Origin of the sequence: Hymenobacter translucens, assembly GCF_020685205.1 — a bacterium.
Lineage (GTDB): Bacteria > Bacteroidota > Bacteroidia > Cytophagales > Hymenobacteraceae > Hymenobacter > Hymenobacter translucens.
Window position 1 is genome coordinate 72,483 of record NZ_JAJERB010000007.1, and the last position, 14,052, is coordinate 86,534.

Below are 14,052 nucleotides of genomic sequence, written 5' to 3' on the forward strand. Positions count from 1 at the left end.
CCGCGTGCTGACGGCTGAATGCTACTCCAACATCAGCACGCGAGATGCTTCGGCAAGCTCGGAATGACGGTCTAACGACGTTCTGATAATCACTCAATAAACCATGAAAAAGAAGGTAGTACTGGCCTACAGCGGCGGACTCGACACCTCGTTCTGCGCGGTGTATCTCACCCGTGAGCTGGGCCTGGAAGTTCACACGGTCATCGTCAACTCCGGCGGATTTTCGCAGGAAGAGCTGGCCGCCATCGAAAAGCGGGCCTACGAGCTGGGCTCGTCCAAGCACGAGGTTATCGACGTCACCCAGCGCTTCTACCAGGACTGCCTGCGCTACCTGATTTTCGGCAACATCCTCAAAAACGATACTTACCCGCTGAGCGTGAGTGCCGAGCGGATGTTCCAGAGCCTGGCTTTGGCCGAGTACGCCCGCGAGCATAAGGCCGACTTCATCGCCCACGGCAGCACCGGGGCCGGCAACGACCAGGTGCGCTTCGACGTGGCTTTCTCGGTGATTGCGCCCAACACGGAAATCATCACCCCCATCCGCGACCTGAAACTCTCGCGCCAGGCGGAAATCGACTTCCTGAACCAGCACGGTTTCGAGATGAGCTGGGAAAAGGCGAAGTACTCGATCAACAAGGGCATCTGGGGCACCAGCGTGGGCGGTGTCGAAACGCTGACCTCGCACCAGGCGCTGCCCGGGTCGGCCTACCCGACGCAGCTCAGTGCTACCGAGCCGACCAGCATCCAAATTACCTTCGAGAAGGGCGAGCCGGTAGCGCTGAACGGCGAGCAGCTGAACCCGGTAGCGCTGATTCAGGCCCTGAACGAGCTGGCCGGCACCTACGCCATCGGCCGCGACACCCACGTGGGCGACACCATCCTGGGCATCAAGGGCCGCGTCGGCTTCGAAGCCCCCGCCCCGCTGATTCTGCTCAAGGCCCACCACCTGCTGGAAAAGCACACGTCGAGCCGGTGGCAGCTGCTGCACAAGGACTACGTAGCCAACTGGTACGGCACGCTGCTGCACGAGGCCCAGTACCTCGACCCGGTGATGCGCGACTTCGAAGCCCTGCTGACCTCCTCGCAGGAGCGCGTGTCGGGCACGGTGTTCGTGACCCTGAAGCCCTACCAGTTTGAGCTGCAGGGCATCGAGTCGCGCTACGACATGATGCGCTCCAAGGTGGCTACCTACGGCGAGGAAAACGACGCCTGGGACGGGCGCGACGCCAAGGGCTTTATCAAGATCTTCAGCAACCAGCTGCGCATTCACTCTTCCTTTACCGATGAAAATTAAGGTAGGCATCGTCGGCGGGGCCGGCTACACGGCCGGGGAGCTGATCCGCATCCTGCTCCACCACGAGTTTGTGGAGCTGGGCGCCATCGTCAGCTCGTCCAGCGCCGGCAACGCAATCAGCAGCGTGCACGACGACCTGGTGGGTGAAACCGACATGGTCTTTGCCGCCGAACTGGCCGGGGACGAGGACGTGGTGTTCCTGTGCCTGGGGCACGGCAACTCCCGCGCCTTCCTGGAGAAGACGCCCCTGCCGGAAACCACGCATATCATCGACCTGAGCAACGACTTCCGCCTGGAGGCCGACGCCGAGTTCGGGGGCCGGGAGTTTGTGTACGGGCTGCCGGAGCTCAACAAAAGCCGTATTCAGCAGGCCCAGAGCATTGCCAACCCCGGCTGCTTCGCCACCGCCATCCAGCTGGCGTTGCTGCCCCTGGCCCAGGCCGGCAAGCTGACGGAAGATGTGCATGTGTCGGCCATTACGGGCTCCACGGGCGCCGGACAAAGCTTGTCGGAAACGGTGCACTTCTCGTGGCGCACGAACAACGTGTCGATCTACAAGCCCTTCACCCACCAGCACCTCGGCGAAATCGGGGAAAGCCTGGGCCAGCTACAGTCAAAGCTGGACGTTGACATTCACTTCATTCCCTACCGCGGCAACTTCACCCGGGGCATCTTCGCCAGCGTGTACACGCCTTCGGATCTGAGCGTGGAAGAAGCCCGGGAGCTGTACAAGAAGTTCTACGCCGAGGCATCGTTTACCACGGTTTCGGACGCGGAAATCCACCTCAAGCAGGTCGTCAACACCAACAAGTGTTTGCTGCACGTGCAGAAGTTCGGCAAGCAGCTGCTCATCACCTCGGCTATCGACAACCTGGTAAAAGGCGCGTCAGGCCAGGCCATCCAGAACATGAACCTGCTCTTCGGCCTGCCGGAAACCACAGGGTTGGGTCTTAAAGCTGTAAGCTTTTAGTATCGTCATGCTGAGCGAAGTCGAAGCATCTCTACCGCTTCGTTGAATTACTACCTCTAACGTCAGCACGCGAGATTCCTCGACTTCGCTCGGAATGACCGCCTTTTTCTAAGTTCTAAGCTCTAAAATCTAACCTCTACTAAGCCATGGAGCTTTTCAACGTTTACCCGCTGGTTGACATCACCCCTGTCCGGGCGCTGGGCGCTAAACTGTGGGATGATAAGGGCCAGGAGTATCTGGACTTCTACGGGGGCCACGCCGTGATTTCCATCGGCCACAGCCACCCGCACTACGTGCAGCGTCTGACCGGGCAGCTGCAGAACATCGGCTTCTACTCCAACTCAGTGCAGATTCCGATTCAGCGGGAGCTGGCGCAAAAGCTGGGCGAGGTGTCGGGCTACCCGGACTACTCCCTGTTTCTGTGCAACTCGGGCGCTGAGGCCAACGAGAATGCGCTAAAGCTGGCGTCGTTCCACACTGGCAAAAAGCGCGTCATTGCGTTTAAAGGAGCTTTCCACGGCCGCACCTCGGGCGCCGTCGCCGCTACCGACAACCCCAAGATCGTAGCGCCCTTCAACGCCGACCACGCCATCTCCTTTGTGGAGTACGACCTGGCGGCGGTGGAGCAGGTCCTGCAGGGTGGTGACGTGTGCGGGGTTATCATCGAGCCGATTCAGGGCGTGGGCGGCATCATCATGCCCTCCGACAAGTTCCTAACCGGCCTGGCCGCGCTGACCAAGCAGTACGGCGCGTTGCTGATTGCCGACGAGGTGCAGAGCGGCTACGGCCGCAGCGGGAAGTTCTTTGCTCACCAGCACACCGGCGTCCGGCCCGACGTCATTTCGGTAGCCAAGGGCATGGGCAACGGCTTCCCCATCGGCGGCATTCTGATTGCGCCCGAGCTGAAGGCGTCGTACGGTCTGCTGGGCACTACGTTTGGCGGCAACCACCTCGCCTGCGCCGCGGCCCTGGCCGTGCTGGAAGTTATTGAGCAGGAAAGCCTGCTGACGCATGCCACCGAAATTGGCCAATACCTCCGCTCGGAGCTGGAAGCCAGGGCCGGGGCCGAAGAAATCCGCGGCCGGGGGCTGATGGTAGGCATCAAGTACGACTTCCCCATCAAGGACCTGCGCGACCAGCTGCTGACCCAGCATCACATCTTCGTCGGCAACGCCTCCGACCCGACGGTGCTGCGCCTGCTGCCCCCGCTGAACATCACCAAAGCCGAAGTTGACCGGTTCCTGCAGGCGCTGTATGCGCTGACGGCAAAGTCAACAACCGTCATTCAGCAGGCTTCGGCGCTGGATTAGATACTAGTTCCCCTCCTTGGATAAGGAGGGGTTAGGGCTGGTTGAAACAGCAGAACGAATTAGAACCAGTACTGCCAAATCGTTCAACGCCGGTCAACCACCCCGCCCTTCGGGCACCCCTCCTCATCTGAGGCGGGGAACTGATTAGTCAACTTCTTACAGGCTGCCACTACTAGAACTTCCATCAACTGATGAACCAGACAGTAAAACTCGTACTCGAAGACGGCACCGAAATCGAGGGTACTTCCTTCGGGGCGTATACCTCGTCGGCCGGCGAAGTCGTGTTCAGCACGGCCATGACCGGCTACCCCGAAAATCTCACTGACCCGTCGTTTGCCGGCCAGATTCTGGTGCTCACCTACCCGATGGTGGGCAACTACGGCGTGCCCGGCGAGGAGCTGTACGAGTCGATTTCCCGGATTTTCGAGTCCGACAAGATTCACATTGCCGGCCTGGTGGTGAACTACTACTCCGAAGAGCACAGCCACTGGAACGCGGCCAAAAGCCTCGGCGACTGGCTTAAGGAGTACAACATCCCCGGCATCTTCGGCGTGGATACCCGCATGCTCACCAAGAAGCTGCGCGAGAAAGGCGCTATGCTGGGCAAGATCGTGGCCGAGCAGGACATTCCGCTCCACGACCCGAACCTGGAAAACCTGGTGGCCCAGGTAAGCCCTGCCGGGGTGCAGCACTACGGCACGGGCCGGCACAAAATCGTGCTCGTCGACTGCGGCACCAAGACCAACATCATCCGCTGCTTTCTGGAGCGCGACGTGGAGCTGATCCGCGTGCCCTGGGACTACGACTTCACCACCCTCGACTACGACGGCCTGTTCCTGAGCAACGGCCCCGGCGACCCGAAGATGTGTGAGCCCACCATCCGGCACCTGCAAACCGCGCTAGGCCAGGACAAGCCCATCTTCGGCATCTGCCTGGGCTCCCAGCTGATGGGTTTGGCCTGCGGGGGCAACACGTTCAAGCTCAAGTACGGCCACCGCAGCCACAACCAGCCCGTGAAGCTTACCGGCACCCAGCGCAGCTACATCACCAGCCAGAACCACGGCTTCGCCGTCGACCCCGCCACCCTGCCCGCCGACTGGACCATGCTGTTCGAGAACCTCAACGACGGCACCTGCGAAGGCATCCGCCACCAGACCAAGCCGTTCTTTTCCACCCAGTTTCACCCCGAAGCCGCCGGCGGCCCCGAGGATACGGAGTACCTGTTCGACGACTTCCTGAAGGCAGTGGCAGAGCACAAAGCTGCTAAGTAGAACGTACCGAAATGAGCGTCATGCTGAGCGAAGGCGAAGCATCTCGACCGCTTCGCTGCACGGTTATCCTACTTAGAACTTTGGACGTTGAGAACCACAGCCATTGCCTGCCTTCTGTTCACTATCTGGTCAACGAGCCCTGCTTCTGCGCAGCTACGGCCCTGGCCTCTTTGGTCTACGAAGAGCATTGCTGTTGATTCAAATGCGGTGGCAGTGCAGCGCGAATGGAAGTCATTGCACCTCAGTATTAGCAGTGTTCGTTCTGCTGGCTTTCCTTTCAATTTAGGTTGGAAGCGGAAATACACCAGGTTTAAGGTGTACAACTTCAGAAACGAACGTGTTTCGCCACACAAATACAGCTGCTTGATTGTCACCCCTGATGGTCTACTAATTGGGAAAAAGCATTCCAACTACTATGCGGATGATCATGAATCCATCGGCAATCCAGCAGTCCAAATCACAGCTAGCGAACTGCATATTCCGCCAGGTTCGCGCATGTACTATGCAGAAGGCAAAGTTTATGTACAGCACTAAAGGTGCTGAATTGCGCTCAGCATGACGTTCTAAATAACCCGTAACCCGACAGCCTTTTAACACGACCTTTTTCCTGGTCTGTTACTCAACTCATAGAATGAACAAACCCAACAAAGTTCTCGTCCTCGGCTCGGGCGCCCTCAAAATCGGCGAGGCCGGCGAGTTCGACTACTCCGGCTCCCAGGCCCTCAAGGCGCTGAAAGAGGAAGGCATCCGCACCATTCTCATCAACCCCAACATTGCTACCGTGCAGACGTCGGACAACATTGCCGACGACGTGTACTTCCTGCCCGTGACGCCCTACTTCGTGGAGGAGGTCATTAAAAAGGAACAGCCCGACGGCATTCTGGTGGCCTTTGGCGGGCAGACGGCCCTGAACTGCGCCGTGGCTCTGTTCCGCGCCGGCGTGTTTGAGAAGTATAACGTGCAGGTGCTGGGTACGCCCGTGCAGAGCATCATCGACACCGAGGACCGGGACATCTTCAAGGAGAAGCTCGACCAGATCGGCGTGCTTTCGGCCCGCAGCGTGGCCGTGACCACGATGGACGACGCCATGGCCGCCGGGCAGACCATCGGCTTCCCGATTATCGTGCGGGCGGCGTTTGCCCTGGGTGGCCTGGGCAGCGGCTTTGCCAACAACCCCGACGAGCTGCGGGCCCTGGCCCAGCAGGCCTTCACAACCTCCGACCAGATTCTGGTGGAAGAGTCGCTGAAGGGCTGGAAGGAAGTGGAGTATGAAGTGGTGCGCGACCAGTACGACAACTGCATCACGGTCTGCAACATGGAGAACTTCGACCCCATCGGCATTCACACCGGGGAAAGCATCGTAGTAGCTCCGTCGCAGACGCTAAGTAACCGCGAGTACCACAAGCTGCGCAGCATCGGCATCCAAACCATTCGCCACCTGGGCATCGTGGGCGAGTGCAACATTCAGTACGCCCTGGACCCGGTGTCGGAAGACTACCGCGTGATTGAGGTGAATGCCCGCTTGTCGCGCTCCTCGGCTCTGGCTTCCAAGGCTACGGGCTACCCGCTGGCGTTTGTGGCGGCCAAGCTGAGCCTGGGCTATTCGCTGGCCGAGCTGAAAAACAGCGTGACGCAGACCACATCGGCCTTTTTCGAGCCGGCGCTGGACTACGTGGTGGTGAAGCTGCCGCGCTGGGATTTGGGCAAGTTCGAGGGCGTGAACCGGCAGATCGGCTCGGCCATGAAAAGCGTGGGCGAGGTAATGGCCATCGGCAAGTCGTTCGAAGAAGCCATTCAGAAAGGCCTGCGGATGCTGGACACCGGCAAGCGCGGCTTCGTGGCCAACAAGCCCGAGGACGTAAACTCGGCCACCATCGACAAGCTGCTGAGCGAACCGAACGAGGAGCGCATCTTCGCCATCAACCTGGCCTTCGAGGCTGGCTATACGCTCGAGCAGGTCCACAAGCTGACGCGCATCGACCACTGGTTTCTACAGCGACTGTACACCATCTTTCAGCTGGGCAACAAGCTCGCCGAGGGCCGCGCCGCCGGCCTTGACGGGCTGGAAACCACCTTGCTGCGCGACGCGAAAAAAGCCGGCTTCTCGGATCAGCAGATTGCCGTGAAGCTGCTCGGCGAGGGCGACGTAAAGGCCGACGAGCTGCTGGTGCGGGCCCGCCGCAAGGCCCTGGGCGTGGTGCCGGTCATCAAGCAGATCGACACGCTGGCGGCTGAGTTTCCGGCCAAAACCAACTACCTCTACAGCACCTACCACGGCACCGAAAACGACCTGGACCCCGAAACCGACAAGTCGGTGCTGGTCTTGGGCTCGGGCGTGTACCGCATCGGAAGCTCCGTGGAGTTCGACTGGTGCGGGGTGCAGGCCGTGCAGACGGCTTCACAGGAAGGCTACAAGACCATCATCATCAACTACAACCCCGAAACCGTCTCAACCGACTACGATGTGAGCGACCGGCTTTACTTCGAGGAGCTGAGCTTTGAGCGGGTGATGGACATCCTGGACTTCGAGCAGCCCCAGGGCGTGATTCTGAGCACCGGCGGACAGATTCCCAACAACCTCGCCACCCGCCTCGAAGAAGCCCAGGCCCCGATTCTGGGCACCTCGGCGGCCATGATTGACCAGGCGGAGAACCGCCACAAGTTCTCCTCCATCATGGACGAGCTGGGCATCGCGCAGCCGCGCTGGAAAGAGCTGACTTCGCTCGACGCCATGCACCAGTTTGTGCAGGAAGTGGGCTTCCCGGTGTTGATCCGGCCCAGCTACGTGCTGTCGGGCGCGGCTATGAACGTGGTGTCGAACACCTTTGAGCTGGACAGCTTCCTGCAGACCGCCAAAGAGGTCAGCGCGGAGTACCCGGTGGTGGTGTCGGAGTTTATCCAGGATGCCAAGGAAGTGGAGCTCGACGCGGTGGCCGACCACGGCGAAATCGTGAGCTACGCCATTTCCGAGCACGTGGAGTTTGCCGGCGTCCACTCCGGTGATGCTACCATGTACTACCCGCCCCAGAAGCTGTACGTGGGCACCATCCGGAAGCTGAAAATCATTGCCGAGAAGATTGCCAAGCGCTACGAAATCAGCGGACCGTTCAACATCCAGTTCCTGGAAAAAGGCGGCGAAATCCGGGTGATTGAGTGCAACATCCGCGCCTCCCGCTCCTTTCCGTTCGTGTCGAAAGTATCAGGCCGCAACCTGATTCAGAAGGCTACCCAGGTGCTGCTGGGCAAGAAGGTGGAGCGCGACGAGAGTGAGCGGATCTACGACCTGCCCTTCGTGGGCGTGAAGGCCCCGCAGTTCTCCTTCACCCGCCTGCCCGGTGCCGACCCGGTGATGCGCGTGGACATGGTGAGCACCGGCGAAGTGGGCTGCCTGGGCGACACGGCCGAGGAGGCGCTGCTGAAGTCGATGCTGAGTGTGGGCTACAGGATTCCCCAGAAAACGGTGCTGATTTCCGGCGGACCGCTCAAGTCGAAGGTGGCGCTGCTGTCGGCCGTAGAGCTGCTGGTGCGCAAAGGCTATCAGATCTACGCCACCCAGGGCACCCACCGCTTCTTCGCCGAAAACGGCGTGCCGTCGAGCCTGCTCTACTGGCCCGACGAGCTGCAGGAGCCCAACGTGCTGACCTACCTGAAGGAAAAGAAGATCGACCTGGTCATCAACATCCCCAAGAACCTCTCGAAGGGCGAGCTGGACAACGACTACAAAATCCGCCGCACGGCCGTGGATCAGGGGGTTGGCCTGCTCACCAATGCCCGCCTGGCCAAAGCCTTTATCCAGGCTTTCTGCACGCTGGAAATGCAGGACCTGAAAATCAAGAGCTGGAACGAGTACAAGGCGATGTAAACGGCATGGCGTTCTGGTGGAAGACACAATAGAACGTCATGCTGAGCGAAGTCGAAGCATCTCTACCGCTTCGTCGGATTAGTAATCACAACGAAGCGGTAGAGATGCTTCGGCTCCACTCCGTTTCGCTCAGCATGACGTTCTGATTTTCTTCGTATCGTAGTCGGATGTACGTCTATATCCTGACCAATCCCACCAAAACTGTCCTGTACATCGGCGTCACCAACGACCTGACGCGTCGTCTCTATAAGCACAGCAGCGGCCGGGGCGAGGCGGGTAAGTTCACCGGCCGGTATCAGACGGATTTACTGGTGTACTTCGAAGTCTGCCCGGATGCAAAGCAAGCCATTGCGCGGGAAAAGCAGCTGAAAGGCTGGACGCGTAGTAAGAAAGATGCTTTGATCACGGCATTTAATCCAGACTGGCAGCCGATTGATTTTGAAACCTGGGCTGGCTAACTCCAACGAAGCGGTAGAGATGCTTCGACAAGCTCAGCATGACGTTCTTTTAGGACTAGCAGCCACTTAACACCCCACATGAAAAACTTCACCTCCTTCGCCGATGCGGGCGACTATAAGGCCCTGTTACGGCAAGCCCTGGAAATCAAGGCGAACCCCTTCGGCTACCAGCACATCGGCAAAAACAAAACCGTCGGGCTGATCTTCTTCAACCCCAGCCTGCGCACCCGGCTCAGCTCCATCAAGGCGGCATACAACCTCGGCGCCCAGGCCTGGGTGCTCAACGCCGGGGCGGATTCCTGGACTTTGGAAATGGCTGATGGCGCGGTGATGAACGGCGGTACGCAGGAGCACATCAAGGAAGCCATTGCGGTGATGAGCCAGTACTGCGACGTGCTGGGCGTGCGCACGTTTCCCACGCTCAAGGACAAGGCTGAGGACTACGAAGAGGTCGTGTTCAATAAGATCCTGAAGTACGCCACGGTGCCGGTCATCAGCCTGGAAAGCGCCACGCTCCACCCCCTGCAGTCGTTTGCCGACCTGATTACGGTGGCCGAGCACAAGCAGAAAGAGCGCGTAAAGGTTGTGCTGACCTGGGCTCCGCACGTGCGCGCCCTGCCCCAGTGCGTGCCCAACTCGTTCTGCGACTGGTTCGCGGAAATCGACTGGATAGACTTCGTCATCACCCACCCCGAGGGCTACGAGCTGGACCCCAAGTTCACCAAGGGCGCCCGCATCGAGTACGATCAGAAAAATGCCCTCGAAGGCGCCGACTTTGTGCAAGCCAAGAACTGGAGCAGCTACCAGGACTACGGTCAGGTCCTGAGCAACGACCCGAGCTGGATGCTCACGCCCGGGCATATGGCGGATACCAACGACGCCAAATTTCTGCACTGCCTGCCCGTGCGCCGCAACGTGGAAGTGTCCGATGCCATCCTGGACTCGCCCAACTCCCTGGTAATTCAGGAAGCCGGCAACCGCGTCTTCTCGATGCAGACGGTGCTGCACGAGCTGCTGAAGTAGGCTGGTGCTTGTAGCAGCCGGCGCATACAAACCGAAAGTTAACGTAGCCGAGGACGGTTCTCTGTTACCCGAAAAAGCCCATTACCGCACCGCAGGTAATGGGCTTTTTGAATAGACAGGCATTAAACGAAGGGGCCGCTCAGCTTTGCTGGTCAGAACGACACCCGTTTTCGCGTGACAGGACCCGACGACGCTTCTTCACTGGGCTTGTCGAACTGCTTTGCAGGCGTGTACAACTTTTTTAAACTTTATAAATCACTTGTACACCATCATCTGTGATTTTGTACAAGTCGTCGGCGATTTTGTAAATCACTTGTACAACTACCCAACGATTAACTTCTTGGTAGCCGTGGGAGCTAAACCAGGCTGACGTCAACTACACCCAACTTTAGTACGTCTTGGTCATATCGGCCGGAACTACCAGCACGAAGTCGGCTTTCTGCTGATTCTCCTTGTCCAGCTTGCTCAGCTGCTCCTGCGTGACGGTGCTGATGGTGCGGATACGCAGCCCCGGCTCGGCCTGGCGCAGGTACCAGACGATGCCGTCGAAGTTGTCGGAGTGGTAGCTTCCGTTGACGTGCAGCAGCAACTGCCCGGGCTGGCGGCTCTGGCGGATGAAGTGGGCCATAGTAGCATCTTTGAGGGCCTGGGCCTGGATGATGTTCTGGGTGGCGGCGCTGTGCGCCCCGTCGGCGCCGAACATTCTGGCCATGTTCTGGTAGCCGGGCAGGGTGAAATCGACCTTGATCGGCAAGGGAACCAGCCACTGCTTTTCCTCGGCGGGCAGCGCGTCCAGCGCCGTCAGGCCGCCCCTGGCGACCTGGGTGGCATAGCGGCGGGGCACGTTGGTGCCCACTACCCGCAGCTTCTGCTGCCGGGCCAGCTGCAGCAGGGGCTTGTAGTCGGTGTCGTAGTTGGGCCAGGGCCGGCTGCCTTCGGCAAAAGCTTTGTCGTCGAGCTCGCCCACGTTGTACTGCTGCACCAGGGGCTGCACGTCGCGCTCAAACATTTCCAGGCCCAGCACCAGCTCGCCGGCCTTGCGCCGGGCCAGGTCGCGGAGCACCTGCAGCTCCAGCCAGTGGGCCATCGGGTCGTTGTGCTGCTCCCCGAACAGCACCACGTCAGCCTGGGTTAGCTCTTTGATCATCGGCTCGTAGCCGACGGCTTTCCCGGAGGCCGTGAACAGGCGGTAGGCCGGCTTGTCGTCGGAGCGGAAGGCGAGCAAGAAAAGCAGCAGGGGAAGCAGGGCAAGGCGGGACATGCAAAGAAGACAGGCTCAGTTTTGGAAGGTGACGCAACCTCAACTTACGCAGAAAGCCCCGGCGCGGAGGGGCGTCGGGGCTTTCGGGCAGTGGAAGAGCTGGGGTGCAGGTCAGGCTTTATAGAAAAACCACTTCGACAGCTCCCCATAGGTCACCTTCTTGCCGTGCATCAGGATGCCCACGCGGTAGATGCGGCTGGCAATCCAGATAGTAGCCAGGAAGCCGCCCACGAGCAGCAGCATCGAGAGCCCCAGCTGCCAGCCCGGCACGCCGCCGAAGGGAATGCGCATCATCATGGCAATGGGCGAAGTCAGCGGAATCATCGACATCCAAGTGGCCACCGAGCCGTTGGGGTCCCGGATAATCACGCTCTGGGCCACGATGATGGTGGCAATCAGCGGAATGGTGATGGGCATCATAAACTGCTGGGAGTCGGTTTCGCCGTCCACGGCCGAGCCTACAGCCCCGAACAATGCGCCGTAGAGCAGGTAGCCGCCCAGGAAGTAAAACAGGAAAGAGCCCAGGATCAGCGGTAGGTTCAGGTTGCCCATCGCCTTCAGTACACCGCCCTCCATGGCCTGGCTCATCTTGGCTTTCTCCTTAGCAGCCTCCTCCGGGGTGCGGGCCGAAGAAGCTGTAACCTGTTCCATCCGCTGCTCCGCCATGCCGGGTGCCCCGGTTACGGCTGCTACGGCCGTGGTAGCACCCCACGACAGCAGAATCCAGAGCATGAGCTGGGTGAGCCCCACGGCGGCAATGCCGAGCACTTTGCCCATCATCAGCTGAAAGGGCTTCACACTGGAGATAATAACTTCCACGATGCGGTTCGACTTCTCTTCCATCACCCCGCGCATGATCTGCACGCCGTAGAGGAAGATGAAAAAGTAAATCAGCATGGCCAGACCGAAAGCCACGCCGGTCGTCACGCCCGAGTTGCTGGCCTGTTCCCCGCCGGCTTCGTCGAGCTTGATTGAGCTGAGGTCCAGGTCCGACTTGGCCTTGTCAAGGGTGGTGCGGTCGATGCCCGACTGGCGGAGGCGGCTGGCCTCAATCTGGTTATCAACCGCGTTTTTGACCCGACGGGTCGTTTCCAGGTCGGCGTTTTCCCGCGATACCAGCTGCACGTCCCCGGGCTGGTCGAGGCGGAAGCCGGGAGGAATGATGAGCAGAGCCGTGTGCTTGCTTTTGCGGAAGCTGGCTTTGGCCGCTGCTACATCAGTGCCCACAAACTGGTAGTCGATTTTCTCCGACGTGGGTACCACGCCGCCAAACAGGTTGCCGGCATCCACGATTTCGACAATACGCTGCTTGGAGCCGGTTTTGGCCAGCAGAACCGGCCCCACCACGAGTCCTGCCATCAGCAGGGGCGTCAGCAGGGTCATCACGATAAAGCTTTTCTTGCGCACCCGGGTCAGGTATTCGCGCTGAATGATAAGCCAGATTTTGTCCATGGGGAAAGAGGAGTTGGGAGCTAGGAGTTGGGAGGAGTCAGGAGTTGCTACGCAGGAGCTGGGAGTCGAAAGTTAGGAGCCAGAAGAAGTGGAAAACGGGAGTAACCCGACCGAATTCCCTCCTGACTTCTAGCTCCACACTACTATCTCCTAGCTTCTGCTTCTTCTTCCACCAGACTTTCGGGCATGGTTTCGCGGACGCGGCGGATAAAGATTTCGTTGATGCTGGGAATCTGCTCCCGGAAGGCGTGCACTTCCACCTGCCCGATCAGGAAGCGCAGCAGGTCGTTGGGCGTGGCGCCCGCGTGCAGCCGTATCCGGTCGTAGAAATAGCCGTTTTCCCGGTCGTGGTGCTCGAGCACCTCAAAGTCGGGGTGTACTACCAGCAGATGGCCCTTGCCCTCCACCTCGTAGGTCTGCGTCTTGAAGGTTTCCTTGATCTGGCTGACCGGGCCGTCGAGCACCTTGCGTGAGCGGTTGATCAGGGCAATATTGTCGCACATTTCCTCGACCGACTCCATACGGTGGGTCGAGAAGATGATGGTCGCGCCCTTTTTCCGCAGCTCCAGAATCTCATCCTTGATGAGGTTGGCGTTGATCGGGTCGAAGCCCGAAAACGGCTCATCCAGGATAATCAGGCTGGGCTCGTGCAGCACGGTGGCAATGAACTGCACCTTCTGCTGCATGCCCTTGCTCAGGTCCTCGACGTACTTATCGGCCCAGGCCTTGACATCGAACCGCTCCAGCCAGCTTTTGATCCGGGCCGAGGCGTCGGCGCGGGACAGGCCCCGCAGCTGCGCCAGGTACAGGAGCTGCTCGCCCACCTTCATCTTCTTGTACAGCCCCCGCTCCTCGGGCAGGTAGCCGATCTGGGCAATGTGACTGGGGTTGAGGCGCTGCCCGCGGAAGCGGATTTCGCCGGAGTCGGCGCCGGTAATCTGGGTGATGATGCGAATCAGGGAGGTCTTGCCGGCCCCGTTCGGCCCCAGCAGGCCGAAGATGCTCTGCTCGGGGATGTCGAGGCTCACGCCATCGAGGGCGACGTGGTTGGCGTAGGCCTTGCGCACGTCAATTGCTTGGAGAATGGGCTGCACGATCAGAAAGCAATAAAAGATATGAAGGCTCAAATGTAGAAAGATTGCCAGGCACCA

At 59.7% G+C, this 14,052-nt stretch carries 10 protein-coding genes; 7 read left to right on the forward strand and 3 right to left on the reverse strand.

Annotated elements, in window-relative coordinates; all coding sequences use genetic code 11:
- Positions 1 to 103 precede the first annotated feature (103 nt).
- From argG to LJY25_RS15610, 7 genes are all read left to right on the forward strand, one after another.
- Positions 104 to 1,294, forward strand: coding sequence for an argininosuccinate synthase (gene argG / locus LJY25_RS15580; RefSeq protein ID WP_227609284.1), 1,191 nt, complete (start codon positions 104 to 106; stop codon positions 1,292 to 1,294).
- Complete coding sequence (gene argC / locus LJY25_RS15585) at positions 1,284 to 2,264, forward strand: N-acetyl-gamma-glutamyl-phosphate reductase (RefSeq protein ID WP_227609285.1); 981 nt, start codon at positions 1,284 to 1,286, stop codon at positions 2,262 to 2,264. The genes argG and argC overlap by 11 nt, the downstream gene beginning before the upstream one ends.
- Before the next feature lie 146 nt (positions 2,265 to 2,410).
- Entirely contained in the window at positions 2,411 to 3,574 is a 1,164-nt protein-coding gene (locus LJY25_RS15590; RefSeq protein ID WP_227609286.1) for an aspartate aminotransferase family protein, read from the forward strand.
- 191 nt (positions 3,575 to 3,765) lie between these two features.
- Positions 3,766 to 4,845 carry a glutamine-hydrolyzing carbamoyl-phosphate synthase small subunit gene (gene carA, locus LJY25_RS15595; RefSeq protein ID WP_227609287.1) on the forward strand — a complete coding sequence of 360 codons (1,080 nt, stop codon included), beginning with the start codon at positions 3,766 to 3,768 and terminating at the stop codon, positions 4,843 to 4,845.
- A gap of 631 nt (positions 4,846 to 5,476) precedes the next feature.
- Entirely contained in the window at positions 5,477 to 8,707 is a 3,231-nt protein-coding gene (carB, locus tag LJY25_RS15600; RefSeq protein WP_227609288.1) for a carbamoyl-phosphate synthase (glutamine-hydrolyzing) large subunit, read from the forward strand.
- Between the two features lie 167 nt (positions 8,708 to 8,874).
- Positions 8,875 to 9,165 carry a GIY-YIG nuclease family protein gene (locus tag LJY25_RS15605; RefSeq protein WP_227609289.1) on the forward strand — a complete coding sequence of 97 codons (291 nt, stop codon included), beginning with the start codon at positions 8,875 to 8,877 and terminating at the stop codon, positions 9,163 to 9,165.
- Positions 9,166 to 9,243: 78 nt separating this feature from the next.
- Positions 9,244 to 10,188, forward strand: coding sequence for an N-acetylornithine carbamoyltransferase (locus tag LJY25_RS15610; protein ID WP_227609290.1), 945 nt, complete (start codon positions 9,244 to 9,246; stop codon positions 10,186 to 10,188).
- Positions 10,189 to 10,576: 388 nt separating this feature from the next.
- Here LJY25_RS15610 and LJY25_RS15615 read toward each other — a convergent pair whose 3' ends face one another.
- From LJY25_RS15615 to LJY25_RS15625, 3 genes are all read right to left on the reverse strand, one after another.
- Positions 10,577 to 11,449 carry a ChaN family lipoprotein gene (locus LJY25_RS15615; RefSeq protein WP_227609291.1) on the reverse strand — a complete coding sequence of 291 codons (873 nt, stop codon included), beginning with the start codon at positions 11,447 to 11,449 and terminating at the stop codon, positions 10,577 to 10,579.
- 111 nt (positions 11,450 to 11,560) lie between these two features.
- Positions 11,561 to 12,901 carry an ABC transporter permease gene (locus LJY25_RS15620; protein ID WP_227609292.1) on the reverse strand — a complete coding sequence of 447 codons (1,341 nt, stop codon included), beginning with the start codon at positions 12,899 to 12,901 and terminating at the stop codon, positions 11,561 to 11,563.
- A gap of 143 nt (positions 12,902 to 13,044) precedes the next feature.
- Positions 13,045 to 13,995 (reverse strand): ABC transporter ATP-binding protein, encoded by a 951-nt coding sequence (locus LJY25_RS15625; protein ID WP_227609293.1) that lies wholly within the window; start codon positions 13,993 to 13,995, stop codon positions 13,045 to 13,047.
- Positions 13,996 to 14,052 lie beyond the last annotated feature (57 nt).

Coding starts and splice junctions, on each gene's coding strand:
- argG (WP_227609284.1), top strand. CDS start 104: ATGAAAAAGAAGGTAGTACTGGCCTACAGCGGCGGACTCGACACCTCG.
- argC (WP_227609285.1), top strand. CDS start 1,284: ATGAAAATTAAGGTAGGCATCGTCGGCGGGGCCGGCTACACGGCCGGG.
- LJY25_RS15590 (WP_227609286.1), top strand. CDS start 2,411: ATGGAGCTTTTCAACGTTTACCCGCTGGTTGACATCACCCCTGTCCGG.
- carA (WP_227609287.1), top strand. CDS start 3,766: ATGAACCAGACAGTAAAACTCGTACTCGAAGACGGCACCGAAATCGAG.
- carB (WP_227609288.1), top strand. CDS start 5,477: ATGAACAAACCCAACAAAGTTCTCGTCCTCGGCTCGGGCGCCCTCAAA.
- LJY25_RS15605 (WP_227609289.1), top strand. CDS start 8,875: ATGTACGTCTATATCCTGACCAATCCCACCAAAACTGTCCTGTACATC.
- LJY25_RS15610 (WP_227609290.1), top strand. CDS start 9,244: ATGAAAAACTTCACCTCCTTCGCCGATGCGGGCGACTATAAGGCCCTG.
- LJY25_RS15615 (WP_227609291.1), bottom strand. CDS start 11,449: ATGTCCCGCCTTGCCCTGCTTCCCCTGCTGCTTTTCTTGCTCGCCTTC.
- LJY25_RS15620 (WP_227609292.1), bottom strand. CDS start 12,901: ATGGACAAAATCTGGCTTATCATTCAGCGCGAATACCTGACCCGGGTG.